This is a genomic window from Desulfobacula sp., from assembly GCF_030611305.1.
Classification (GTDB): Bacteria; Desulfobacterota; Desulfobacteria; order Desulfobacterales; family Desulfobacteraceae; genus Desulfobacula.
Genome location: NZ_JAUWQB010000051.1, coordinates 1 through 24,319 on the forward strand (window position 1 = coordinate 1; position 24,319 = coordinate 24,319).

General features: G+C 44.3%; 25 protein-coding genes, 1 pseudogene and 1 riboswitch. Of the genes and pseudogenes, 8 read left to right on the forward strand and 18 right to left on the reverse strand.

The features are described 5' to 3' along the window. Nucleotides 1-457, forward strand: a 457-nt coding sequence (locus tag QAI40_RS10805) for a 4Fe-4S dicluster domain-containing protein (RefSeq protein WP_304511626.1), incomplete at its 5' end; no start/stop codon positions are given. 43 nt (nt 458-500) lie between these two features. After that, nucleotides 501-911: an HAD family hydrolase gene (locus tag QAI40_RS10810; protein ID WP_304511627.1), complete on the forward strand. Its 411-nt coding sequence runs from the start codon at nt 501-503 to the stop codon at nt 909-911. Nucleotides 912-1,236: 325 nt separating this feature from the next. On the opposite strand, the gene QAI40_RS10815 is transcribed toward QAI40_RS10810, so the two are convergent. From QAI40_RS10815 to QAI40_RS10835, 5 genes are all read right to left on the reverse strand, one after another. Then, nucleotides 1,237-1,764 carry a GNAT family N-acetyltransferase gene (locus QAI40_RS10815; protein WP_304511628.1) on the reverse strand — a complete coding sequence of 176 codons (528 nt, stop codon included), beginning with the start codon at nt 1,762-1,764 and terminating at the stop codon, nt 1,237-1,239. A 91-nt stretch (nt 1,765-1,855) separates the two neighbouring features. Then, nucleotides 1,856-2,095 carry a hypothetical protein gene (locus tag QAI40_RS10820; protein ID WP_304511629.1) on the reverse strand — a complete coding sequence of 80 codons (240 nt, stop codon included), beginning with the start codon at nt 2,093-2,095 and terminating at the stop codon, nt 1,856-1,858. A gap of 178 nt (nt 2,096-2,273) precedes the next feature. Then, nucleotides 2,274-3,778, reverse strand: a protein-coding gene (locus QAI40_RS10825) for an IS3 family transposase (RefSeq protein ID WP_442875380.1) whose coding sequence is annotated in 2 segments (ribosomal slippage) — nt 2,274-3,337 and nt 3,337-3,778 — 1,506 coding nt in all. Because the reading frame shifts where the segments join, the coding sequence is not laid out codon by codon here. A 77-nt stretch (nt 3,779-3,855) separates the two neighbouring features. Next, nucleotides 3,856-5,082 (reverse strand): RNA-directed DNA polymerase, encoded by a 1,227-nt coding sequence (locus QAI40_RS10830; RefSeq protein ID WP_299982466.1) that lies wholly within the window; start codon nt 5,080-5,082, stop codon nt 3,856-3,858. Between the two features lie 99 nt (nt 5,083-5,181). Continuing rightward, complete coding sequence (locus QAI40_RS10835) at nt 5,182-5,907, reverse strand: hypothetical protein (protein WP_299982469.1); 726 nt, start codon at nt 5,905-5,907, stop codon at nt 5,182-5,184. 312 nt (nt 5,908-6,219) lie between these two features. Here QAI40_RS10835 and QAI40_RS10840 point away from each other — a divergent pair, with 312 nt between their 5' ends. After that, nucleotides 6,220-7,518, forward strand: coding sequence for a radical SAM protein (locus QAI40_RS10840; RefSeq protein ID WP_304511630.1), 1,299 nt, complete (start codon nt 6,220-6,222; stop codon nt 7,516-7,518). Nucleotides 7,519-7,566: 48 nt separating this feature from the next. On the opposite strand, the gene thiD is transcribed toward QAI40_RS10840, so the two are convergent. From thiD to QAI40_RS10870, 6 genes are read right to left on the reverse strand one after another with little or no spacing between them, the layout of a single operon-like run. Continuing rightward, the gene (gene thiD, locus QAI40_RS10845; RefSeq protein ID WP_299982474.1) at nt 7,567-8,382 is read right to left on the reverse strand and encodes a bifunctional hydroxymethylpyrimidine kinase/phosphomethylpyrimidine kinase; all 816 of its coding nucleotides are present in this window, start codon (nt 8,380-8,382) and stop codon (nt 7,567-7,569) included. Nucleotides 8,383-8,403: 21 nt separating this feature from the next. After that, on the reverse strand, nt 8,404-9,021 hold the full coding sequence (gene thiE, locus QAI40_RS10850; RefSeq protein WP_299982477.1) for a thiamine phosphate synthase: 618 nt from the start codon (nt 9,019-9,021) through the stop codon (nt 8,404-8,406). A gap of 8 nt (nt 9,022-9,029) precedes the next feature. Continuing rightward, entirely contained in the window at nt 9,030-9,827 is a 798-nt protein-coding gene (thiM, locus tag QAI40_RS10855) for a hydroxyethylthiazole kinase (RefSeq protein ID WP_299982479.1), read from the reverse strand. An 11-nt stretch (nt 9,828-9,838) separates the two neighbouring features. Next, nucleotides 9,839-10,777: an ABC transporter substrate-binding protein gene (locus QAI40_RS10860; protein ID WP_304511631.1), complete on the reverse strand. Its 939-nt coding sequence runs from the start codon at nt 10,775-10,777 to the stop codon at nt 9,839-9,841. Nucleotides 10,778-10,804: 27 nt separating this feature from the next. Further along, nucleotides 10,805-11,542, reverse strand: a complete 738-nt coding sequence (locus QAI40_RS10865) for an ABC transporter permease (protein WP_299982484.1) — start codon at nt 11,540-11,542, stop codon at nt 10,805-10,807. Further along, nucleotides 11,529-12,275 carry an ABC transporter ATP-binding protein gene (locus tag QAI40_RS10870; protein ID WP_299982487.1) on the reverse strand — a complete coding sequence of 249 codons (747 nt, stop codon included), beginning with the start codon at nt 12,273-12,275 and terminating at the stop codon, nt 11,529-11,531. Before QAI40_RS10870 ends, QAI40_RS10865 begins: the two co-directional genes overlap by 14 nt. Before the next feature lie 75 nt (nt 12,276-12,350). After that, nucleotides 12,351-12,462: riboswitch (TPP riboswitch) on the reverse strand. 174 nt (nt 12,463-12,636) lie between these two features. Between QAI40_RS10870 and hisJ the strand changes: the two genes are divergently transcribed. Further along, nucleotides 12,637-13,488, forward strand: coding sequence for a histidinol-phosphatase HisJ (hisJ, locus tag QAI40_RS10875; protein WP_299982490.1), 852 nt, complete (start codon nt 12,637-12,639; stop codon nt 13,486-13,488). 8 nt (nt 13,489-13,496) lie between these two features. Further along, a complete protein-coding gene (locus QAI40_RS10880; protein ID WP_299982493.1) occupies nt 13,497-14,252 on the forward strand; it encodes an RNA methyltransferase in 756 nt (251 codons plus the stop codon). 11 nt (nt 14,253-14,263) lie between these two features. Here QAI40_RS10880 and pylSc read toward each other — a convergent pair whose 3' ends face one another. The 7 genes and pseudogenes from pylSc to mttB all read right to left on the reverse strand — a co-directional run bounded on the left by pylSc (nt 14,264) and on the right by mttB (nt 22,698). Beyond that, nucleotides 14,264-15,109: a pyrrolysine--tRNA(Pyl) ligase large subunit gene (pylSc, locus tag QAI40_RS10885; RefSeq protein WP_299982496.1), complete on the reverse strand. Its 846-nt coding sequence runs from the start codon at nt 15,107-15,109 to the stop codon at nt 14,264-14,266. Between the two features lie 21 nt (nt 15,110-15,130). Next, entirely contained in the window at nt 15,131-15,964 is an 834-nt protein-coding gene (gene pylD / locus QAI40_RS10890; RefSeq protein ID WP_299982500.1) for a 3-methylornithyl-N6-L-lysine dehydrogenase PylD, read from the reverse strand. After that, nucleotides 15,961-17,142 carry a 3-methylornithine--L-lysine ligase PylC gene (pylC, locus tag QAI40_RS10895; RefSeq protein WP_299982503.1) on the reverse strand — a complete coding sequence of 394 codons (1,182 nt, stop codon included), beginning with the start codon at nt 17,140-17,142 and terminating at the stop codon, nt 15,961-15,963. Before pylC ends, pylD begins: the two co-directional genes overlap by 4 nt. After that, on the reverse strand, nt 17,076-18,188 hold the full coding sequence (gene pylB / locus QAI40_RS10900) for a methylornithine synthase PylB (RefSeq protein ID WP_299982505.1): 1,113 nt from the start codon (nt 18,186-18,188) through the stop codon (nt 17,076-17,078). Before pylB ends, pylC begins: the two co-directional genes overlap by 67 nt. A gap of 14 nt (nt 18,189-18,202) precedes the next feature. Then, nucleotides 18,203-18,556: a pyrrolysine--tRNA(Pyl) ligase small subunit gene (gene pylSn, locus QAI40_RS10905; RefSeq protein ID WP_299982508.1), complete on the reverse strand. Its 354-nt coding sequence runs from the start codon at nt 18,554-18,556 to the stop codon at nt 18,203-18,205. Between the two features lie 125 nt (nt 18,557-18,681). Then, nucleotides 18,682-21,147 carry a GcvT family protein gene (locus tag QAI40_RS10910; protein ID WP_299982511.1) on the reverse strand — a complete coding sequence of 822 codons (2,466 nt, stop codon included), beginning with the start codon at nt 21,145-21,147 and terminating at the stop codon, nt 18,682-18,684. A gap of 78 nt (nt 21,148-21,225) precedes the next feature. Beyond that, nucleotides 21,226-22,698: pseudogene (gene mttB, locus QAI40_RS10915) on the reverse strand ([trimethylamine--corrinoid protein] Co-methyltransferase). Between the two features lie 195 nt (nt 22,699-22,893). Between mttB and QAI40_RS10920 the strand changes: the two are divergent. From QAI40_RS10920 to QAI40_RS10930, 3 genes are all read left to right on the forward strand, one after another. Then, the gene (locus QAI40_RS10920) at nt 22,894-23,682 is read left to right on the forward strand and encodes a TrmB family transcriptional regulator (protein WP_304511632.1); all 789 of its coding nucleotides are present in this window, start codon (nt 22,894-22,896) and stop codon (nt 23,680-23,682) included. A gap of 115 nt (nt 23,683-23,797) precedes the next feature. Further along, complete coding sequence (locus QAI40_RS10925; protein WP_299982518.1) at nt 23,798-23,956, forward strand: hypothetical protein; 159 nt, start codon at nt 23,798-23,800, stop codon at nt 23,954-23,956. Between the two features lie 25 nt (nt 23,957-23,981). Next, nucleotides 23,982-24,314, forward strand: coding sequence for a response regulator (locus tag QAI40_RS10930; RefSeq protein ID WP_299982521.1), 333 nt, complete (start codon nt 23,982-23,984; stop codon nt 24,312-24,314). The last annotated feature ends 5 nt before the right edge of the window (nt 24,315-24,319 follow it).

The following is a 24,319-nucleotide window of genomic DNA, read 5'->3' on the forward strand; positions in this document are numbered from 1 at the left end:
TACAGGGTGCAGATTGTGTGAACTGGTATGCGCGGTAAAACATGACGGGGTTTCCAACCCTGCCAGAAGCCGTATCAGAGTAATGAAATGGGAAATGGACGGGGTATATATCCCCATGGCCTGCCAGCAGTGCCAGGATGCACCCTGCATGGGTGTTTGTCCTGCCAACGCGATTTCCCGCAATGACGAACTTAACAAAATCGAAGTGGATTACGATAAATGTATCGGCTGCAGGTCCTGCGTGGCGGTCTGTCCGTTTGGTGCCATGGGTTTCAATTCCATTGACAGAAAGGTCTTCAAATGCGACGTATGTGACGGAGATCCCCAGTGCGTCAGATTCTGTGAAGTTGAAGCCATTGAGTATGTTGATGCAGGTGATGTTGCCATCCTTAAAAAACAGGAAGCAGCAAAAAAACTGCACGCAACAAGCCATAAGGTTGCTCTGAAAAGCGCTTAAACCCAAAATGACCGGGGCGGGCTTCCAGAAAGGTATTCAAGTCATGCCTGAGGTCCGACAATTTGATATCATCCTGTTTGATCTTGAAGGCACCCTGGTCGATTTTCAATGGCGCCTGGGTGACGCTGTTAAAGAAATCCTTCCGGTTCTGGCCAAAGCAGGCATTGACCCTGCCCGATACGGAAAGACTCCAAGCTATGCCGGGCTTTATAATACAACCCGGGACATTACAGGTGTTTGGGATCTCCGGGATACCGCTCGGCTGTTTGAGCAACTGGCCGCCATATATGACAAGTACAACCGGGACGCCTTGAGCCGGTGGGCACCATACCCGGATTCACAGCAGGTGCTGGAAAGGCTTTCAGCCTGGGGATACAGGATGGGAGGGGTGAGCAACTACGGTTCCCATGCCGTCATGTTTTCTTTTGGGCGGAGAAAGTCTGGTCACGGGTGAAAAAGGGCACATCGCAACCTTTCAGATATCCTGCCTTTCAGAGCTTACCGATATCCTGATCCAATGATTACAGTTGGAATATGATATCAGTATGAATCAACCCAGACATCATGAATATCCTCAAACCGTATCCTTGATAAGCATAAACGCATTTAAAAGACGTGTATACATCATGGGCCATGCCCACATGATCAGCAAACATCATCAATGTTTCAAGATCATGATCCGACACATCCCATGATTAATGATTGTAAAGACGAAGCGCACCGATGACCTTGCCCGAATTTTCATAATAAAATATTTACAATGTATTTTATTATCTTTTTCATATATTTTTTTTCCTTTCCGCCAAAATCAGCTTTGCTTTACACCATCTCTGATTCGCTAAAACCACAGATGTTTCCATTTGTCGCTCTGGAATCGACCAGTAATTACTGAGAAGGAGATTCTTCTCTTCCTCTGACACCAGGGTATATCCGTTTTTTTCGTAAAATGAGATTGCCCATAAAGAGGCTGCCCAGGTACCAATAAGAACGGGTTTCTCTGCCATGCTCTCCAAATGCAGGAGCAGCTTTGTCCCGATCCCCATTTTTTGAGCTTGCGTCCGAACGTAGGAATGACGAATGAGCGTAACCTCGCCTTTATCCTGAATCCCCATGATCCCAAGAATCTGTCCATCACGCTCCAGGCCCCAGAAAATAACACCATCCTCAACTTCACTCATTAGTTCTTCAAAGGGCATGTATGGTTCATTCCAGCGATCTTCCGGTATAACCCCTTTATACGCTCGAGCAGCATCATTAATAATCTCAAATATAATATTGAAATCCGATTCTTTACACCGCCGTATCATCTTTATCTCTTTCCCAACGCCTTGATCACCTGAAAATTTGTAACGCCAGAGGAAAAATTTTCAGAGTGCGGCAATTTGTTAGCGCCAAATCTCATTGTGAGATGCTTCCTTTTTGAACGGATACTGTTGGTAGTGTTGGGAGCGGAACAGGAGCTGATGCTGGAGGAGCTGCCAAAGCAGTATTGTAGAAGTTCACACCATTGGTTTTAAGGAAACTGAAGTTGGGATCATTAGCCACATGGTCTACACCCGAGGAACTTGGAAGCCAACCTTTTACATTTGCCTCATATGCAAGGAGCCAATGCTCATCGTAAAGTGCATCAGAAGTCATATGTGATAGCCACATTGTTTTGTCCAATGGCTTTGAAACTAACCTGTGTTGCTCACAGTCTAAAGCCAGCAGCGCGACAACCGGATCATCGCAATGTGATATCTTATCCACAGCGTCGTTGTGCATTGAAAGACTCAGCGGAATGTGTCAATAGAAATGAGACACCATTTATAATAAATTAAGCTCTAATCATTTCGCTTTCTTTCTGTTTAGGTTTATTAATCCAAGCTGCTTCCGGTAATTCCGGTGGTTGAGGTGTTTTCCCTCTGAACCGGGCAGGATTTTTTTCAAAAGCATTTTTAAGAATAACGCAACGCTGATCATAAACTTCTTGTGCCAGCCCATAGTGAAGTTGCTCAGGGGTTACCAAGCCGATCCCAGAATGACGATGCTCTTTGTTATAATATCCAAAAAAATCCTGGCAAAATAATCTTGCATCTTGAATAGACCCAAAGTTATTGGGGAATTTAGGGCAATATTTCAAAGTCTTGAACTGAGCTTCAGAATATGGATTGTCATTACTTACATGTGGTCGGCTATGTGTTTTTGTAACACCTAAATCGACAAGGAGGTGGGCGACACCTTTGGATTTCATACTGGGGCCACGATCAGCATGCAGGCCGAGCTGATTCGGTTCAATTTTTTGTTTTTGACAGGTCTCTTTGATAAGTCGCTGTGCCAGAGCCGTTTTTTCCCTATGGGCAACCATCCATCCAACAACATATCGGCTAAAAATATCCATGATGACGTAGAGATAGAAATAAGTCCATTTTGTGACGCTTTTCAACTTGGTAATATCCCAAGACCACACTTGTTTAGCAGCAGTTGCCAAAAGCTCAGGCTTTTCATAATGAGGGCGTGCCACCTGTCTTCTTCTCTCTTTTACAAAACCGTGCTCTTTTTCAAGCAGACGGTACATAGTCCGAATTGAACAATGGTAAATTCCATCATCAAGAAGGGATGCGTATATTTGATAAGGTGCTTTATCCTGATATTTTTCAGAATGTAAAAGATCTAAAACAGTCTGTTGCTCATCACCGCTTAACGAGATATGGGATATAGGTTGTTGTTTTTTAACGGGTATTCTCGGTGTATGGAATCGATAAAAAGATGCCCTCGGAATATCAAAAGCAGAACAAGATGATTTTTTCCCAGTATCAGGACTAAGTTCTAAAGCAGCATTCATTAGGCACTCCCGTTGTTTTCGTTTATGCTTCGGGTTATGTCCAGGATCTGAGAAATTTTTTTTTGTGCCTCAATTATGAGTTCGGCTTGTTTGAGTTTGTGCTCAAGATTCCGTTTATCTTTTTGAAGTCGGGCAACTTCACCAGTCAGCGGATTTTTTTCTTTAAGTTTTCGACCTCTCTTCTGAGGCGACATGGCTTGTAGCAGGCCGTTATCCCTTGCCCTACGCCAAGCGGTCAGGTTTGATGAATAAAGTCCTTCTCGTCTTAATAATCGGCCAATTTGTCCTGATTCGGTGCAGTTATCAACTGCTTGAAGAATGCGTAGTTTATAAGATGCCGTAAAGTTTCGGCGAGGCTTTTTCTCCGGAACTTCAGGGTTTGGAAAAATATCATTAACTTCGCCCCCCAATGAGGAGCCAGCTCCAGTCGCCCTGTGGGCTCCTTCCACTGGCTCCTCATTGGGGGCTGCGCCTGGTCGATTTTCAGATGTTGGCAGTTTGTTCATTTTAATCGGTTTCATAAGTATTTTCCTTACCCGCCCTACACTAATTTTTCAAGGGGTAAGTGTCTCATTCATACTGTCACAGAGGGCAGTGCTAAACAAGCCCATGCAGCATTGGCCACCTCACTGGAGTGTTTGAGCGCTGAGTGATTAACAATGAGATTATTTGTAACCTCCTCAAGTTCTGATTTGAGAGGGATTGCGCCAGTATTTGCTCTCGATATGATTTGCTCAAGGACATATGGAAAACTCGCCGGATTGGGCACAACACAAAGGAGTAATAGTCTTTGGAATAGATCCCAATTGGAAGGGTTCACGTTCACAGAGCGAAGACACGCTACGGCAAACTGAAGAACAGAATCACCAGGGTTTTCCCGATGAAGAGAAAAGGCAATATTGATGAAACTCTCAAGATCTGCTGCTTGGCCTGACTTTGTATTGCGAAATGAGAAGAGTTTTAACTTTGTCGCCCAAGAAGTCTCAAGAGGCAATGGAAGTTCAAGTACCTCTGTCTTTTTAGGGTTCAACGCAAGTTCAAAGTCCGAAAGACAGGTTTCTAACACGTGGAAGGCATCTTCTGCTTCGGTGCGAGTGTCAAAGCTTAGTTCATAGTCATCAATGAACCTGTAGCCTTTGACTTGAGGTATTTTGGTAATTAGTGCCTCATCACACCGCTGCATAATGAGTTCTGCAAGAACTAGTGAAGTATCAGGTCCAATCGGGATTCCGATAGTTTGCCCATCTTGACCATTACGAACCCAATAGTCAATCTTATTACCGAGCAAAGTGAATTTGCGATTGGCTTTCGCTACTGATTTTGTATGAATCGCCCAGGGAATTGAGTGCGTATATATACTATGATAGAAGCGACTGATATCAGTTAGAAGGACATACTTACGTCCCAGTCTACTTACTTGAGCAAGGTGAGACTGTGCATTTCGCGGCCATTGTCCGTTGATGGCCCTACCTGTATTCTTGAATTCAGGAGAAGTAGCGGCAAGTGGCGTGCCAGAAATGTGGTTCGCAATTGACGGCCAGTTACTAATCAGTTCTTTGCTTAAAAGATAATAATGTAGGGGGTTGCAAATATCCAGCTTGCGTCGAAGTAATCCTCCGCGTGCATGTGAATAGCGACAGACCTTCGCAGGACGCAATTTACTGCCTCTCCTAGCTCTTTCTAAATAATCTCCTGGAAGTTGTGCCGTTGATGTGACAAGTGTCGCGAAGGGCCCCGTTACGAATGGTCGAGGCAACTCTTTAGGGAAGTAACCTCGCGATAATAAATCAACTAATGCCATGATGTAGTCCTACTCTTAGCGCTAACGTTTTGGGTAACTTGCAGGCCCCGTGTTAGCAGACAAAATAAACGAGCCTTTTCCGGTCAAGTTGACCCTTGGTTAGATTTTTTTTATTTTATTATACTTGAGCCAATGAGGAAGTTTGGTTTTGTCCTCAAATTGTAGAATTAGTTTTTTTGAAATTTCCGGGTAATTTTCATCATGTGATTGTAGTAAATCAGACCAAATATTTTCAGGATACATATCTGTATGGACATTCGATCTTTTTTGATCCTTTGGAGTTACATGAACTATTTTATTTCTTAACTTCCTCAGTCTAATGTACTTTTCCCACAAAACCGTCCCTTTAGGAGTCTTAATATCAAGTTGTTGCGGTAAAACATGGCCAATTTTTTCATCTAGAGATAACCATTCAATTCGGTCACTGCTCAAAGCACCATATATCCCTGACTTAAATTTCTTTTCATAATATTTATCTTCAATAATCTTGTCATTAGCGTATGACTCTAGGGCATTAAAAGAAAATATTATTGATGCAATAGTGTATTCAAAATAAGTAAATAGTTCTGAAAACTCATCATTTAAATATGGCTTAACAACTTTAGTATATAATGGCTTCGAAGCTTTATAATTGTTAAATGCTAAAGATAGAAATAATGCTGTTGGGCATGGAGGAGGAAAGCTCAGTTCAATTGAATCCTGTATTGTGGAGGTTGTTAAATAACATGCAGTTCCAGCAGCTATTTTCTTGTCACCAACAAAACAATCTTCTGTTACTTGTGTTACAATTTTTGCTCTCCAATCAATATTTTCTACAATCTTCATCTATTTTTCCGTAAATCTAACGTATCGTATTAACCAGAAAAAAATCTGCATATTAACCTTATATATTTTCTTTATACTATGATATTAAAACATCCGATACAATTTTTAAATTTATCTATTTTTAAAACCGCTCTTAAAAATACCCTGCCATACAAGAGAGAACATGTAAAGTAATATCCCAAACCCACTGCCTGTTTTTTTATGGGCGGGTCCAGGCATAAATCAGAACCTGATGCGGGAATGTTTGATGATTTTATGAAGAAATTATTGCCAAATAATTAATTCGGTTGTAAACAACAGAACATTAAAACTATGGGAATCGTTGAATTAATGGATGCAGCAAACTATAAAATGCAGACTTTTAAAACTGATGATCTTTCAATTGAATTGAACTGCCACGGGAACACTGAATATACAAAGGTCAGTTATCCTGTAAAATATGGTTTGTTTTCAAGGCTTGAGACCAATAATTATATTTTTGAATTCAATCTCAATCATGAAATCAGACATGCAAAATCAAAGAAAAAAGCCTGGATTCACCCATCTGAATGGCTTAAGCGAACCCTGGGAAACGACTGGGTCTATTATTCCACGGGCGGATACTCAGGCGTGTATGAAGCTCTGGGGGAATATTATCTGCCCAACCTGATGTATCCGACAAATTCCCTGCTCGGCGGCAAACCCTTTAAAGAGAATGAAATAGATCAGATTGTCAGAAACTGGCATCAGATTATAGCACAATTGCCGGGCACGGGTTTCCCAGACCCGGTTTCCCGGTGGATTTGGGCCATAAAGCAGCAGACACCGGAAGGCTTGCACAAAAAAGCGCAAACGCTTTTTGACATATCCGGGTCACGGGTGACGGTGATGCCGCCCGATGCCCGGCACGTTGACTATAATATTATTCCCTTAAATATTTCTGACGGGTGCCTGTATAAATGCCAGTTTTGCAAGGTGAAAAACAAAAAGAAGTTTTCCGTTCGGTCGGAACAGGATATTGACCACCAGATCAAACAGCTCAAACAATTATATGGCAAAGACCTCATTAATTTCAATGCCCTGTTTTTAGGAGAGCATGATGCCTTAAACGCGCCTTGCGAACTGATTCTTAAAACTGTACAAAAAGCTTATGATGCATTTGAATTCCAAGCATCGGTTATGAAAAAAAACTACCTGTTCATGTTCGGGAGTGCGGATTCTTTTTTAACTGCTGACAAGACCCTTTTTGAAACACTCAATCGCATGCCCTTTCAAACCTTTATCAATATCGGGCTTGAATCATATGACCAGGCAACTTTGGATCTTCTTGGCAAACCTTTGACCCGAAAACAGGTGGAGCATGCATTTCAAAAGATACGGGCTGTAAACGATACATTTCCCAATATAGAAATCACCTGCAATTTTGTCATGGATGAAACCCTCCCGGATTCTCACTATGAGGCGGTAATGACCCTTATCAGGGAAAACGTCAACAGGACAAAACCCAAAGGATGTGTTTACCTGTCTCCTTTAAAATTCGGCAGTCCCTCCCGGCAGGTGCTCTATGATTTTTATAAACTGAAATCCCTGAGCCGGTTTCCCACGTTTTTATATATAATCCAACGCCTATGAAATATTTGATTTCCAATCCTTAGCCTACCATAAAATATAAAATCACCTTCAGAGTTCATGCCAGAGATCGTAAAAATGGTTGACCGGTCCATGGCCTTTGCCCGTTGTATAGTCTGCCCCTGCCATGAGGGCGCAGGTAATATAGGTTTTGGCATTTCGGGCAGCAGTTTTGAGCCCAAACCCTTTGGCAAGATTGGCACAGATTGCCGAGGACAGCGTACAACCAGTACCGTGGGAATTAGGGGTATCGATGCGTGTTCCTGGCAGTTTTGTCATGGTATCCGTATCCTTCTGGTATAAAAAATCGCAGCTGTTCCCATGACTCAGATGACCGCCTTTTAACAAAACATTAGGACAGCCAAAAGTTGTAAGATCCCTTGCTGCCCGGGTCATATCTTCCAAGGTTTCAACATTCCGGTCCAGCAAAACAGATGCTTCGGGCAGATTGGGCGTGATAATTGTGGTTTTGGGGATAAGTATGGTTTTCAACGCCTGGACGGCATCACTTTGTAGCAGTTTGTCCCCGCTTTTGGAAATCATTACCGGGTCAAGAACAATATTGGAGCAATTCCATTGGACAAGCTTTCTGGCCACCATTTCTATGACTTCAGGAGAATGGAGCATACCGATTTTTACTGCATCCGTGCCAATGTCCGAAAGAACCGCATCAATCTGCTGACCGATAAACTCAGGCGGAACCGGGAAAATAGCTGTGACCACCCGGGTGTTCTGTGCAGTCAGAGCGGTAATAGCAGACATGCCAAAACAACCCAGGGCGGAAAATGTTTTTAAATCAGCCTGGATACCGGCACCACCGCCGCTGTCCGAACCTGCTATGGTCAATGCCCTGAAATAGGATTTCATGATCTTCTCTCCTGTGGGGGTTTAAATTTGTTCAAAAAGACTGACCAATTGTGTGGTCGCATCAAACGCATCCTTTGCCGAGCAAATGGCAGATACTACAGCAACAGCATCTGCACCGGCTTTTATGACCTTTTGGGCATTGGATGTGTCAAGCCCTCCTATGGCCACCAGGGGGTGGCAGGAATAATTCCTGATTTTCTCAAGGCCCCCAAGGCCCCAAGGAGTTTTGGTATCGGTTTTGGTTGGAGTGAGAAATACCGGGCTGACCCCCAGGTAGTCTACATCCAGATCCTGAGCTTTTTGTACATCTTCCCAGGTTTCTACGGACAGTCCGATGATTGCCCCGGGCCCCATCAGCTTCCGGGCATGTTCATAAGGCATGTCGCTCTGGCCAAGATGGACACCAGTGGCCTTTGCTGCCAGAGCAATGTCCACTCTGTCATTGATGATCAGGGGAATCCCGGCCGGTTTTAGAATAGACGAAAGATTCTGGGCCTTTTTTAGAAACAGCCGGGTGCCCGTATTTTTCTCCCGGAGCTGAACACAGGAAACACCGGCCTTGATGGCACCTAAAACAATTGATTCAAGTGATTTCCCCTGGCAGGCTTTCTGGTCTGTTACAAGATAAATTCCTTTCATGATCATCCTTAATCGTTAAAGAGTTCCTTGATATGGGTTTCGGACAATTGGTAAAGGCTATCAATAAAATTAATCTGGAGGGTTCCAGGGCCTTGCGCATTCTGGGCTGCCATTTCTCCTGCAATGCCCATGACGGCCATGGCATGGGCTGCGGCCTTGTCAAAATCCTGATTTACAGCGGCAAAAGCACCGCAAAGGGCTGTGGCAGTGCAGCCAAGACCAGTGACGCGGGGCATCATGGCATGACCGTTTTTCACCTGGATCATTGCCTCCTGTGATACAATATAATCTATTTTACCAGTGATGCAGACTACACAGTCAAATTCCAGGGCCAGGGCTCTGGCGGAATCAATGGCCTGATCCGAAGCACTGGTGCTGTCAACGCCTTTGGTGGTTATATCTTGTTCGCATAAAGCCATAATTTCCGAACCATTCCCCCGGATAATGGACGGGGCAGATGCCTGGATAAGTTCCCTTGCGGTACGGGTTCTGTACTGGGTGGCACCAACGCCCACGGGATCTATGATAATGGGGATCTGCCTGATTGTGGCTTTTTTGGCTGCCTTGAACATGGCCTCAATCCAGGCATCACTCAAGGTACCGATATTGATGACCAGAGCCCAGGCGATCCCTGCCATCTCTTCCACTTCAGGCAGGGCATGGGCCATGACCGGGGAAGCGCCCAGAGCCAGCAGGGCATTGGCCGTCGTGTTCATGACCACATAATTGGTAATATTGTGGACCAGGGGGGCATTTTTTCTTATTTTTTCAACATCGTTTAAGATACTTTCAGAATTGATTGTCATTGGTATTCTCCTTATTCCCAGTTATGGATGAGCAATGCTGCATCCACTTTGTTTTTGATGAGGTTGTATTCCAGGGCAAAGTCAGCAAAGGCCTGCCATTGGGCAAGGTTGTGCCCTGTTTTAACAGCAAAATAGGGCCGGGTAAGTTCAAACGCCTGGGTTTCTATTTTTTTATCTGCCTGGGGTACGGCAGCCAAATAAGTTGCCAGGGCATCCTCAGGATGGGCCTTTGTATAGGCAAAAGCCTTTTCAATGGCTTTTACAAAGCCTTTGACAGCGGCGGGTTTTTCCCTTAGGGTTTTCTCACCGCAGACAAAAATCAATTCTTCGTAATCCGGGATTCCCCATTTTTCCAGTTCAAAGAATTGGGCCTTATACCCGTGCTGGGCCATGCCAACGGTTTCATAGGTCTTAAAAGGCCCCATAACAGCATCCACTTGATTGGAAACCAGGGCTGGCAAAATGGTAAATCCCACATTCACAGGAGTATACCCCTGAATCTTGTTGATGGCGGCAAAGGCCTCTAAAAGCACATCCATAAGTCCAGGCACGGTATAGCCGATTTTTTTATGGGACAGATCAGAAGGATTTTTTATACCCTTGCCTTCCAGAAAAAGCAGGGTTGTCAATGGATGAACCACCAGGGGGGCCACAACCTTGATGGGAAGGCCATTGTCTACAGCAATAATGGTCTGGGGCTGGTATGAGACGGCAAGGTCCATATTGCCGGATGCGGCAAGTTTCAGAGCATCCGAGGTTTCAGATGGGCTGATGATACTCACCTCAATGCCCTGGTCAAAGAAATATCCCTTTTCCTGGGCCACATAAATGGGCAAATGATCCACATTGGGGAACCAGTCCAGCATGAGGCTTAATTTTTCGCCTGCCATAAGGCTGGAACTTCCCAGCAAGGTAAGCGCCAGAATAATACCAATAATCTTTCTTTTCATAATTTGTTTTCCTTTATTATTTTCATTTTATTTCCATTTTATAATTTTTCTTTCCAAAAATCCTACCAGCCACCACATGGTAAGGCCCATGGCAGTGAGCCATAAAATGGCGGCAAAGACCAGGCCCACCTGAAGCCTTGCATTGGACTGGATCATGAGAAACCCCAGTCCCTGCTGGGCACCCACCCACTCCCCGATCACAGCCCCGATGGTAGCCACGGTTACTCCCACCTTTAAGCCGGCAAAAAAACGAGGCAGGGCCCAGGGCCAATAAAGCAAAATCAGGGTTTCAAAAAAAGAAGCCCCCATAAGGCGGAACAATACTCTGAACTCGGGATCACAGCTTTTGAGCCCTTCCAGAAGGCTGACGCAGATCGGGAAAAAAATAATGACCCATGCCATGAACACCTTGGAGGCAATCCCGTATCCCAGCCAGACCACCAGAAGTGGGGCAATGGCAAACACGGGTATAGCCTGGGAGGCTACGAGAAAAGGGGCAAGAGCCTTTTCCAGGGTTGGTTTGGCAAACATGACAATGGCCAGGGGTATTGCCGTGCACAATGCCAGGCAAATACCCATTATAATTTCTGTAAAGGTAACTACAGCATGGGGCAGAATCAGGGGAGCCTGGATCAAAGCAATGGTAAATATGCTTGAAGGGGGAGGGAGAATAAACACGGGCACAGCCAGTATTCGGACAAAAGCCTCCCAAAGGCCCAGGATCAGAACCACAAATAGCGCTGCCAGCAAATTAACCTGGTTCATGGATCAGATCTCCCTCAAGCTTGTCCAGGACATCTGCTTTGATATCCAGTAAGGTTGGGTCATTAAATTTTCTGGGTTTGGGCGAATCCAGGACAAAATGCCGGGATATGGCCATGGGCATGGGACTGAGCAGATAAATTTCATCTGCCAGGAGCAGGGCTTCTTCAATGTCATGGGTAATCATGAGAATGGTTTTCTTAAACTCCGTCTGTAGCAGCAGCAAAAGGGATTGAAGACTTCTTCTGGTAATGGTGTCAAGAGCTGATAAAGGTTCATCCAAAAGGATCAGATCCCGGTTGAACATCAGGGTCCTGACCAGGGCACACCTCTGGCGCATGCCGCCAGACACCTGGTTGGAGTAATGAGACTCATATCCTTTCAGTCCCAGGCGTTTGAAAAGGCTGCGGGCTTGGTTTTCAGCCGCTATCATATCCTGCCCACCGGTTTTTGCAGGCAGTAATGCATTGTCCAAAAGGGAAAACCAGGGCAGCAGCATATCCTTTTGCTGCATATATGCTGCATGTTGACTCAGGTTTAAAAGGGGTTCATGGTTCCAGGAAAGGCTTCCCCCATCCAAATGGATGACTCCTGTCAACCCGTCAAATAGAGTACTTTTTCCACAGCCGGAAGGCCCTACCAGGACATGGAACCGGCCCTGAGGAACCTTGAGATCGAACTCGGAAAAGACATTTTGTCCCTTAAAATACTTTGTGACAGAACATACCTGAAGCATGGAAAACCAGCCGCTCTTTTAAAAAAGTTAATAAAATTTGTGCAAATCAAAAAAAGGCGGATGTGAATCCAAGGTGTGAAAACATATTAACTTTCCTACGCCAGCATGACCTGGATCAGGTTCCAGGGGTCGAAACAAATTCAAGTTTCCTCTCAGCCGATATTTATCGGCTCCCCCAGTCCACCAATGCATGTTGCACCAGTAAGGCAAGAGATATCACGGACCCGGCAGGCTTGTCAATCACCCGTTGGATATTGTCTCCCTGCCATTTAGGAAAAATAGCAATACTACCAAATCTCCTAAATACAGATTTACCCGGAGCTCTTGATTTTACCCTATTTTTGATGGTAGTTTCTCTTTCATGAATACGACACCAAAACTTATCTCACTTCACGGGGGCCACAGCGGCCAGTATTGCAACCATGCCAGGGATTTGCTTGAAGACATTATCCTGCGGTATATAGAGCTCGGGTTTACAAAAGTCGGAATTACCGAACATGTCCCGCCGATTAATGATAAATTTTTGTTTCCCGATGAAAAAAAGGCGAATCTTACGGCTGTTGATCTTGCTAAACGGTTTGAAAATTACTTTAACGAGCTCAACGCACTGAAAAATAAATATGCATCTAAAATCAAAATCTTTGCCGGGATGGAGACAGAAACCTGTACCGGCTACGCAGATCATATTAATAAACTGATCTCAAGGTTTCAACCGGATTATATTGTGGGGTCTGTCCACCATATTGATGATATCTTTTTTGATTATTCCAAAGAAGAATATAACAGGGCTGCTCGTGTCTGCGGCTCGTATGATGCAATGTATGAAAAGTATTTTGACCTTCAATATGAAATGATAAAAACGCTTAAACCATTTGTTGTAGGACATTTTGACCTGATCAGAATCTATGATGAGGATTACAAAAAAAGACTTCTGCTCCCTGAAATCGACCAGAAAATCAAACGGAATCTAACGCTTATCAAATCCTTGAACCTTGTCATGGATTTTAATCTTCGGCCCCTTGCAAGGGGTGAAAAAGAGCCCTATATCACAACCTCGATTCTTAAAACTGCAAAGAAAATGGAGATACGTGTGGTTCCCGGAGATGATTCCCACAGCGTCAATGAAGCAGGCCTTCATGTTGACAAGGCAATCGAAATATTAAAAGCCCATGGATTTGAGACCCAATGGCCAGAGCCTGTGCTTCTAACTTAGGATCTAAAATGAAACCTGAAAATCTTTCAATCATTCTTGTTGAACCCCGGGGACCGATTAATATCGGCTCTGTCTGCAGGACCATGATGAATTTCGGATTCACACAGCTTCGGCTGGTAAATCCCACAAAACATTACAAATCCCTTTTGGCAAAAAAAATGGCCTTAAGCGCATTCTCTGTTCTTGAAAATGCTTTGATTTTTGATGATCTTGCCTCTGCCCTTTCAGACATACAGATTGCCTTTGGCACTACCCGACGATTTGGCAAGTACCGGAAAAACTTTTTCACACCATCAGGTGCAGCCGAAAAGTTCCGGGAAACATATCAGAAAATAAGTTGCGCCCTGGTACTGGGTCCTGAGGACACAGGACTTGAAACTAAAGACCTTGATCTTTGCCAGCACTTTATCACCATCCCCACCCATGATGCCTACCCGTCCATGAACCTGAGCCATGCCCTGACTGTGCTGTTATATGAAGTATCTTTAAAATCCGATCCGGGGAAGAAATCTTTTGACCCGCCCTCTAAAAAGCTTGCGACCGGGGATGAAATTGAACATATGTTTGCCCATATGAGAAAAAGCCTTCTAGATATTGATTTTCTTGACAACCAAAATCCGGATCACCTGTTAAGGACTTTCAGGCGGATCTTCGGCACCGCAGGGATCACATCCAGGGATGTCCGAATCATCCGGGGACTGATGAGCAGGATCGACTGGACAGAAAACCAGAGAAAAAAATATACAAAAGTTCGCGATGGATAATCATATTATGCTTAAATACTTAACCGTACACCATTTAAATATGACAGGCTTTTCCCCCATTTGCCAATTGAGGTGTCCCCTTCAGATGTCATCAACAGTCTTTCAATACCAAAGCCCATCCCTACCCATGTATCTGTAATACCCCATGCTGCATCAAGGGGATGCGGCCCCATGGCTCCAGAAGCAACTTCAATGCTTTCCGAACCCGCCACAACATCCAGAGTGGTTCCATAGACCTTGGAGTCTTCGCTTTCAAATCTAAAATCATCCAATCCTGCTGTCTTTGCTATAATACCCGCCAGCTCCTTTAACCTGGCATGGCGGTTTTCTTCGGGAAGTCCCATTTCCACAAAATTCAACATGGTAAATTCACTGTTGTGCCGGGCACCGTCAGACTCTTTACGGAAGCAGGAACCCATCTCAAAAAACCGAATGGGCCGGTGGTTCAGCCGACTGAAATCAACCATTAAACTGTAAAGGCTGGGTGCCAGCATGGGCCGCAGGCATTGTTTTTCGTTTAGCCAGTAAACCTGCTGGAAAAGGGGATGATCATCATCTATGGTCATTTTTTCAAGGGCGGCTTTGGTTATGATCGTCGGGGTAAACACCCGGATAAAACCTTGTTGGTGAAGTATCCGGCAAAGTGTTTCCTTAAGTTTTTCAATGTGTGATTTTTTGCCCTGGATCAGAAAGTCTGATAATTTCGCCCTGTCGGCTTTAACCTGCTTTTTCTCAATTTGCTGAAATATTTTGTTCCGTTCGGCGAGCGTAGAAAACTCAGCGGGAATATTTTGCAGGTCCACCCCCAGTTCCTTAAGTCGCCTGACCTGTGTCCCGGTCCATGTTAAATCATTCAAAATAGTCTCCTGTTTCTCTTTCTATAAAAGAAGGGAGATTGCCATACCCGCAACACCCAGCTCCAGTTTATCATGTATGAGACGATCTTTCAGGATCTGGCAGCCCTTTTTAGAAATCCCCAGTGGCACACCCGGGGCTGCAATGACCATATGATCCGAAATCAATTCATCCGGGATTGTATTCGCTGCCGGTGTAGCTTCCAGAACATATCCATAGTTTGAAACTGCCATATTTAAATCCTCTTCAATGACTATTTTGTTACCCCCCGGATATACTGAAAGCCTTTCTTTCAATAACCTGGCGGCTGGAAGATGAATATCACATAACACCACCCGCGCCCCTGAAGATAAAAGAGTCTGGGCTGCTGCTTCTCCCACGGGGCCGCATCCAAGGACCAGTACTTCGCAATTCTCGATTCCTTTGGCCATAAGATCCAGTGCTGCGGCAAAAACCCTGCCGGTTGCCTCAGAATTATCTGCCACAGACCGGATGTTTAAATTTAATCCCACAAACCTGTGATCATCGGCCATCATGATGGCATCTGCCTTGTTTTCAAAAGCCAGTGCAACACCGGATGTATCAGGCAGATCAGACACCAGGGCATTAAACCCTAAAAACCTTAGTATAGCCGCAACAGTTTCACAAAAATCCGAAATGATGCCCTGTCCGGCTGTAACCGGCACTACATGGATACAAAAAGATTCTACCCGGTGCCTTATCTGAATTTCATCTTTACCATAGGCATGGCAGGCGATTCCCAGGAACGTCCGGCCTGTTTTGGCCAAAAGTTCCTGATTGCATGTCACCAGTCGAGATGAGATATTGCTGATATCACTGGTTTTTAAACGGGTCAATGGATCTGCTCCTCAATCTGTTCATAGCAGTTCTGCCTTTTAGCGGTTACATCCTCATGGGTGCTGCCGGTAAATATCAGGGTGGCCACCCATTGTTTTTTCCCGGGGGCATAACTTGTAATGGCCTCATTGGCACCAAAAAAGTCGGTCTGCACTGTCAAAGGGCCATCCAGAGTCATGATATGCTCTCCGCAAACCTCTAAATCAGCCCCTGAGACCCGGATATGCTCAACCGCTGCAACCCGCTCACATTTTTGTTCAGAGTCTACACTGTTTTTATTTAAAAATAAATTACCCAGCATCTGAACCATATTGATCCCAGTTGACCCGTAAACAGTAATGGGTGTCTGGCTGGGGAGCCTGGCATCGATTTCAAGTAATTTGAAATCATTATTATTGAGTACCACTTCAACATCCATGATCCCGTTGAGACGAATTTCTTCTGCGATGGCAAGTGCCATTTCTTCAAACCGGGCAATTTGATGAAACAATAGTTGTGTAGGGGCTATGACCCTTTTGCAGTCATATGCTTTGTCCATGATAAGATCAGTGACCTGAAGTGCCTGGTATTTTCCAGGACTTCCCACAATTTCAATGGAATAGGAAGGTCCTTCCAAATATTGCTGTATGACCATATTGTCCAGATCCTGCCTGTTTGAAAACCTGGAAAACAGTGCTTTTGCATCATTAAACACTTCAACGCCCCGGCTGCCGCTTGCCTGATCCGGTTTTACCACAACAGGGAACCTGCAATCAGGCCAGGGGCCGGGTGCAGGAAGATTCATTTTTCTGAAGAGGGCATTGGATTTTAGCTTGGAACTTGAAATCCTGTATGCATCCAGGTCAAAACCCAGGGGAATATTTTTCATTTCTGCCCAGATCTTTATTGCAGTCAGCACATCAATATCCTCGACTGCCGGAAGGATAAGGTCCACTGCGGGGCAGTCTTGGGGAACCGGGTGTTCAAGGCTGAATTCAAATTCCAGAAACCGGTCACACAACCCTGTTGCCGGTGCATCAGGGTTCCTGTCAATGACAAGGGTCTTCCATCCGGCCTTTTGAGCCAGGTAAACCGCTTCAACTCCCTGGAGTTTTCCTCCGATGACAGCGATCAGCATATCATTTTCTCTTTTTTTACAAAGGAACTGCTCAATGCGGTTTGTCTGGCTGCTGTCCATGCCTGATATTCTCCGGGCAAAGCAGGTTCCAATCCACAGGTTTTCAGAATCGGTAAAATATGGTTCGGGGTCCTTCGGGATTCTTCAATATCAAGAGAATGATTGGCAACCCCTGCAAGGCCTTTTTGGGGAGGAACAATAGAGGTCACCACATTGGCACCTGCTATAAGTCTCGCTTTTAACCCGTCAAGTCCATCCACATCCAGAGAGGCGGGAATAAGCCGGTCCGGCAAGATAAGCCGCATGACAGCAATGATCTTTTGTTCCTTTAAATTGTCCTGGGGCATAATTTTGGCCATGGGTGTGCCTGTCTGGGGAACAAATGTCATAATCCTTGCCTGATCCACAGAAAAGTCTCTCATCCAGATAATGGAGTCGGCCAGATCATCCAAAGTTTCTCCCACGCCAGTCAGGATGCCTTCTTCAATGAGCATCCCAAGGCCTTTGGCCATCTTTTTTTTGGCCAGTCTTGTTTTAAAGTCCTGCCCATACCTTAAATTTTTATACAAAGATTTATTGTGTGTCTCTTGGTAACATGCATACCAGGTTACCCCGGCATCAGCCAGTTCTACAAGGATCCTGTCGGGAAGGGTGCCCGGAGAAATCATTACGGGAAGGTTTGTCTCTTTTTGAACAGCTTTGACCATACCGACGAATCGCTTGAACCCGGATTCCCCTGAAGAATACAATTCCGGGTCCTCCCCCATGGTCAGGTCAATAAGATGTACCCCGGCATCAGCCATTTCCCTTGCTGCAGTAAGGATTTGAGTTTGAGTTTTCCGGTACCGGGCAAGCATCTTATTGGATCTTCTGTACTGACAGAACCTGCAGTTATTCCGGCAGTGTGTAGAAAAATACAAAAATCCGTACAGAAATATCTTGTTGCCAAAATATCTATCCCGTACATTTTGAGCTGCTTCAAAAAGCAGGCTGATGTCGTAAGGTTTCGAGAGCCCGAGAAGATATTTTATTTCGCTTTTTTCTGCAGGATGACCATCTTGCAGACGATTTAAAATCCGGGTCAGATTTAAATCTGCCGTCAGCATTATATTTTCCTTTACTACAACTCGTTATTTTTTATCAACATGGATCCCTGGTGCCGCTTAAACAGGGTTGCAGAATATTTTTCAAGTTTCCAGTCCGGGACTCGGCATTCCGGACACACCCGGACAAACCATTTATTCCTCAACCATCGCCCCGCCCGGCTGTTCAAAGAATTATTGATGAGAAATTCCTTGTTGCAATGGGTCGTAAGCCTGGCAGTGTTACCCATGATTTCTATTGAACGAATTCCATGAAGCTGTCCTGTTCGGGATGGCCACAGCTTGATCTTGTCGATCAGGCTGAAAATCCGTACCCTTTTTCGATAATATCGTTTTTTAACAGGCTTTGTTCTTTTTTCTTCTGTTCCCATGAATCATTCAATTTAAATTATTTAAAATGGCGGAGAGTCCGGGAGTCGCACCCGGCTGCATGGATTTAGAGTCCATGTGATCCCATCCGATCCACCCTCCGATGAGTGGTATGGCCGCTGCCGTGTCAGGCTTTTATCTTTTCATTCTTTGGATCATAAAGTGGTGATAGTGACACTTTTGCAGGATATGTTTTCCCGGCAATATCAATTTCCCAATTTCCTGCGGCAATATAATCCTGATCGACTGGTTCTCCTGCCTCAATCATAAATAATCCAACGGCTCCGCCAAGAGTAAAACCATAAGAAGCGGAACTGACATAGCCCACAGGTTTTCCATTCCTGCTGACAATTTCAGCGTGGTATAATAAGGGGTCTGGATCTTTCACCAGCACCTGGGCCATACGTCTTGTCATCTTAGCGGTTGCCTTTTTCTTAACACAGGCATCTTTGCCAATAAATCCGGAAGGCTTGTCTAATTTAACAGTAAAGCCCAATCCTGTTTCATAGGGATCATCCGTGTTGTCCATGTCATGTCCGTAATCTCGATACCCTTTCTCCATTCTCAAACTGGCAAGTGCTTTAAGCCCTGCATGGCGCAGGTTGAATTTTTCTCCGGCTTCAACTATACAGTCATAAACATGGGTTGCCTGTTCCGTCGGGATGAAAAGTTCATACCCAAGCTCACCTAAATAAGTAATCCTGATACAAATCGCGCGTGCATACCCAATGGCAATCTCCTGTACATGCCTGTAGGGAAATGCCTCATTTGATAAATCAGTCGTGGTGATGGATTGTAACAGCTCCCGAGACTTTGGTCCCTGAATATTTAATTGAGCAAAAGCAGACGTCATATCGGTGACAAAGGCATGAGCATCATTTGGAATGTTTCTCTTTAACCAGGTTTCAGCATGTCGATGCATGGTATCTGTAACAACCACTAAATATTTTTCTTCTTCAAGTTTTGCCACGGTCAAATCAGTTTCGATTTTTCCGTTTTCATTTAACCATGTTGTGTAAGTGATTTGATTAACCCTGCTGTCAACTTCATTTGCCGAAACGTTATTTAATGATTTTCCGGCGTCACGGCCCTGTACGTAAAATTTTGGCATGAAAGACATATCCATGAGGATAACATTTTCGCGGGCAGCCTTATGTTCAGCTTCCCAAAAATCAAACCAGGGTTCTTTGCCCCAGGAATGTTTATCAATTTTGGGTTCATGGCCCTGTGGCGCAAACCAGTCAGCGCCTTCCCAGCCGCTCACATCCTTGAAAAAAGCACCTTGCGCCTTTAAGCGATCATAGACTGCTGATTTTTTGGCACCTCTAGCCGTTTGCATGGATTTATAAGGGTAGTGACACTGATACACCATGCCAAGAGATTCAACCGTCCGATGCTTTCTGTATTCCGGATTATTTTGATAGGTGTGCAGGCGATCAATGTTAAACCCGGTGATGTCGATATCTGGTTTTCCATCCATTATCCAATGCGCCATGGCGCGACCCAGGCCTCCGCCAACTATAATTCCGATGGAATTTAATCCGGCAGCCACAAAATAATTTTTTACTTCAGGCGCTTCACCCACAATGGCTTGAAGATCAGCCGTAAAGCTTTCAGGACCGCAGAAAAATTTCTTTATGCCAAGTTCTTTGGTTATGGGAACCCGTGACATTGCTTTTTCCAAAAATGGCCCCATTCGATCCCAATCAGGCTCAATCTCACCAAAGGAAAAGTTTTCCGGAATACGTTTGATATTCCAGGGAGCACATTTAGGTTCAAATAATCCCACCATGAGCCCGCCGACTTCCTCTCGGTAATACCCATAGTGAGACGGATCTTCAAGTATCGGCATATTGGGAGGAATATCGTCTATCTCCTCAGTGATCAAATAATAATGCTCTGACGCCTGATTGGGAATATTGACACCGTCTACATCTCCAATTTGGCGGGCCCACATGCCGGCACAATTGACGACGACATCAGCCTGGATATCCCCATGGAGCGTCTTTACTCCGGTGACAACACCATTTTTCTTTATAATTCCCGTGGATGCGACCTTTTCAAATATTTTTACTCCCTTATTGCGGGCACCTTTAGCCAGAGACATGGTGACATCGACTGGATTAACCCGCCCGTCATCTTTTACATAAAAACCTGCGAGCAAATCATCTACACGGGCCAGAGGAAAAAGATCCTTGATTTCTCTGGGTGAAATTTCTTGTACATCAACCCCGCAATACCTGTTAAATGCAGCAATACGGCGGTATTCTTCCAAACGATCTTTATTACTGGCAGCTTCGATAAAACCAATCGGTTTAAACCCTGTTGATAATCCGGTTTCAGCCTCAAGCCGGGTATAAAGATCCCGGGAATATTTACGCATCTGGGTTGAAGTTTCAGAGGTTGACCCAAAGGTCACCATCAGGCCTGCAGCATGCCATGTTGTTCCAGAGGTTAATTCATCCCGTTCTAACAGGACGACATCTTTGCATCCCATATGGCCCAGGTGGTAGGCAATAGAACAACCCATAATCCCCCCGCCGATGATAACAACGTTGGCGTGCTCAGGTAGAGTTATATTTTTTTTCCCCATTGATATTCCTTATTATCAGGCGGGGTCAGGCTTTCCTTATTGTCGTTATTAAGCTTAATAAGGAAAGCCTGACCCCTGTTAAGATTTAATCCCCATTTCTTTTTCCGCTTCTACAACAATGGATCGAATTTTTGCAAGCACTTTGTCCGGAAGCGGATCAGGCGTATGATTTTCCAGGATGTATCTAACCTTTACCATAGCTCTGTCATAAGCAGTGGTTGCTCCTGCCTTTTCCCAGGTTCCCCGCATTTTTCGATCAATCAATTCAGGCTTTGACTGGCTTCTCATCCATTTGAATGTGTGTTTGTGCATGAGAAAATCTTTGCCCGGACCTATCTCCTTGATAGTGTCGATGGCAAGCGTTTCGTCATTGACAGGAATTCCCTGAATCGTATGCTTAATCATACGCGCAAACTCACAATCTAAAACCAATTGACCGTAATCAAAAGTGATACCGCTTTCCAGCATGCCCGAACCATAAATCATATTGGCACCTGCCAATGCGGGTATAAGTCCGGTGAGTGTCTTCTCGTGGCCAGTCTGGGTATCAGATATTTTACTGTCGCCCTACTGACCAGCCACATAACTGGGCAAAGCATAATATCGGGCAAGACGGGCCACTGCCCCACTTATCACAGCGCACTCGGGTGTGCCCACACTGGCTGACGCAAGCTTTAGATCCATGGCTGTGGTGGAACTGCCATAAATAACAGGGGCACCTTTCCGGGTAAGCTGTGCCAGCGTAATTCCGGAAAGGACTTCGGCATTATGATTCACCAGTGTGCCCGCCAGGGTTACAGGAGATGTGCCGCCTGCCATGGCCATGGATAAAATATTACAGACCACATTGTTTCGTGCTGCTTCCATGATAATCTCACAACAGTCGGAGATCAGTTTCAACGGGCTTACCGGGCATGTTGTAAAAGAAACAATGGGGCGGTTTTTAAATTCTTTTACACCGCCGGCAATGGCTTCACCCATTTTAATAATTTTTTTTAGAAATTTGCCATTTCCCGGACCAAAGGCACAATGTTTTGTGGTATGGGTCAGATAGGCTTCTGCATTGTGAAGCGGTACGGTATCCTGGTTGACATCATGGGCGCCAAGCGCTTTTTCGCAAAAATCAATTTCAGGAAGAGCGTCAATTACTCTGGCAGAATCAATCAAGTCCTGTTTTACCGGGCTTCGGTTTTCTCCTGTATACGGATCATTTACCATTACGCCTTCACTGAAATTAGTAAAATATACCCGGGTATTTTCCAGAACAATATCATGTTTGGGATCACGGCCGTACAGCACTACCTTGGGAGGCGCAGACCGAATGGCACCTTCCACCAGATACGGCGGTATCTTTACAATTTTTGTGTCGCGGTCAACAACTGCTCCCCCCCCTTCAAAATAATCCAGCGCATTGTCATCTTCTACAAAAACACCTGTTTCATTAAGAACTTCAAGGGTTCCATAGTGAATCTCATCCAACTCGTCATTTGTCAGGATGTTGAGACTCAATCCGGAGCCAAGTTGCTTTCCTGCATGAAAATTACGTTTCATATCAGTTTATACCTCGCAATTATTAGTTAATAATTTTGATAAAGAATAAATGTTACTACTGACAGGGTAACTTTTGTTCTTGTTTTTTTTTATCAAACTCTTTATATTTATGTCAAGTTCAAAAAAACCAACTACTTATAAAGGTTAACGATAATATATCCGGCATAGCATAATAGGCCGGATCAAAGATTTTTTATGATAAAAATAAATACGGAACTAAAACTTGGGCTGTCGGATTATGCCCTTACTGCCTATATCTCTCTGGCAGCAAATCATCCGGTTAACGGATCACAGTTAAGTCGTCAGTCAGGTATACCCAGGGCCAGAATATATGATGTTTTAGAGACGCTTTCTGCCAAAGGATTTGTAATTGAATCCAGTAAAGGCATGTACACGCCTATTCCATCCGAGGAACTGATTCGAAGGATGCGCCAGGATTTTGAGGCGGTACTTTCTTCCCTGGAAGAAAGATTAAGAAACGCCGAACAAAAACCTGAAAAGGATGTTATCTGGACAATAAAAGGGTATGCCGCTGCAATGGGCAAGGCAAAAGAGATGATCGACAAGGCAAAAAATGAAATTTATATTAGAATGTCACCGGAAGAAGGACATCATCTTGATTCAAAACTGATGATTGCTGAATCCCGCAGTGTGCAGGTCAAATATATTTCAATGAAACCCGGTCCTCAAATATTTAAATTTCAGATAATTCATCCTTGTCCTGAACCTTGTGAACAAAATTCAAATACCAGATTCTTTGATATTGTTGTGGACAAAAAAGAAGTCCTATGTGGAATGTTTATTGAAGGAGATGAAGAAGGCTCTGTTATTAACTGGGGGCAAAATAAAAGATTTGTCCTGTCAGGCAGGGACAGTCTGCGTCATGATTTTTTCCATTATTTTCTTCATAAAGTCCAAAATGACAAAAAAGAACTCACCCAAAAAGAAAATGAGCTCTATGAATTTATTCAGAAAGATGTTTAGGGACATTCAGTTTCAAATACCTTGTTATTTCTCAAATAATATTATACTCAAAAATAAGTTCTGTTCTGCACCGTAAAAAAAATATAAGGAGTTAGAACGTAGGACGTGGTAAGGGATGGTGAAGAAGCTCTGGATTATCTTTTTAAACGCGCTATATACAAAGACCGGAAAACCGGTGGAATTTGAAGACTTCGTGAAAGCAGAAATTCAGGGTGGAACAGAACAAATTCTGCTGGTTGATGATGAAAACGAAATCATTGCAATGGATAAGTAATGTCAAAAAAGGAAATTATATTCAAATGAAACAGATTCTTATTATTGATGATGAAGCACCTATTCGGAAAATGCTCAGAATCCTGCTTGAAAAAAATGATTATGCAGTTATCGATGCCCAAGATGGTAGTCAGGGAGTTAAGCTGTTTAAAGAACACAAGCCCGATCTCATTATTACAGACCTTATCATGCCGGAAAAAGAAGGGTTGGAAACAATCATAGAAATAAAAAAACTAAACCTGGATACAAAGATAATAGCCATATCCGGCGGTGGAGTTGTTGGGCCTGAAACATATTTAGACCTTGCAAAAAACCTTGGCGCGCAATATTCTTTTAACTGGATATTTGCCATAAGGTGAGAGCA

Coding starts and splice junctions, on each gene's coding strand:
- pylB (WP_299982505.1), bottom strand. CDS start 18,188: ATGCTGACGGCAGATTTAAATCTGACCCGGATTTTAAATCGTCTGCAA.
- QAI40_RS10870 (WP_299982487.1), bottom strand. CDS start 12,275: ATGCTTCAGGTATGTTCTGTCACAAAGTATTTTAAGGGACAAAATGTC.
- QAI40_RS10860 (WP_304511631.1), bottom strand. CDS start 10,777: ATGAAAAGAAAGATTATTGGTATTATTCTGGCGCTTACCTTGCTGGGA.
- QAI40_RS10810 (WP_304511627.1), top strand. CDS start 501: ATGCCTGAGGTCCGACAATTTGATATCATCCTGTTTGATCTTGAAGGC.
- hisJ (WP_299982490.1), top strand. CDS start 12,637: ATGAATACGACACCAAAACTTATCTCACTTCACGGGGGCCACAGCGGC.
- thiM (WP_299982479.1), bottom strand. CDS start 9,827: ATGACAATCAATTCTGAAAGTATCTTAAACGATGTTGAAAAAATAAGA.
- QAI40_RS10930 (WP_299982521.1), top strand. CDS start 23,982: ATGAAACAGATTCTTATTATTGATGATGAAGCACCTATTCGGAAAATG.
- thiD (WP_299982474.1), bottom strand. CDS start 8,382: ATGAAATCCTATTTCAGGGCATTGACCATAGCAGGTTCGGACAGCGGC.
- QAI40_RS10925 (WP_299982518.1), top strand. CDS start 23,798: ATGGTGAAGAAGCTCTGGATTATCTTTTTAAACGCGCTATATACAAAG.
- QAI40_RS10820 (WP_304511629.1), bottom strand. CDS start 2,095: ATGACTTCTGATGCACTTTACGATGAGCATTGGCTCCTTGCATATGAG.
- QAI40_RS10840 (WP_304511630.1), top strand. CDS start 6,220: ATGGGAATCGTTGAATTAATGGATGCAGCAAACTATAAAATGCAGACT.
- QAI40_RS10910 (WP_299982511.1), bottom strand. CDS start 21,147: ATGGGGAAAAAAAATATAACTCTACCTGAGCACGCCAACGTTGTTATC.
- pylC (WP_299982503.1), bottom strand. CDS start 17,142: ATGGACAGCAGCCAGACAAACCGCATTGAGCAGTTCCTTTGTAAAAAA.
- QAI40_RS10835 (WP_299982469.1), bottom strand. CDS start 5,907: ATGAAGATTGTAGAAAATATTGATTGGAGAGCAAAAATTGTAACACAA.
- thiE (WP_299982477.1), bottom strand. CDS start 9,021: ATGAAAGGAATTTATCTTGTAACAGACCAGAAAGCCTGCCAGGGGAAA.
- QAI40_RS10920 (WP_304511632.1), top strand. CDS start 22,894: ATGATAAAAATAAATACGGAACTAAAACTTGGGCTGTCGGATTATGCC.
- QAI40_RS10830 (WP_299982466.1), bottom strand. CDS start 5,082: ATGGCATTAGTTGATTTATTATCGCGAGGTTACTTCCCTAAAGAGTTG.
- pylSn (WP_299982508.1), bottom strand. CDS start 18,556: ATGGGAACAGAAGAAAAAAGAACAAAGCCTGTTAAAAAACGATATTAT.
- QAI40_RS10880 (WP_299982493.1), top strand. CDS start 13,497: ATGAAACCTGAAAATCTTTCAATCATTCTTGTTGAACCCCGGGGACCG.
- QAI40_RS10865 (WP_299982484.1), bottom strand. CDS start 11,542: ATGAACCAGGTTAATTTGCTGGCAGCGCTATTTGTGGTTCTGATCCTG.
- QAI40_RS10815 (WP_304511628.1), bottom strand. CDS start 1,764: ATGATACGGCGGTGTAAAGAATCGGATTTCAATATTATATTTGAGATT.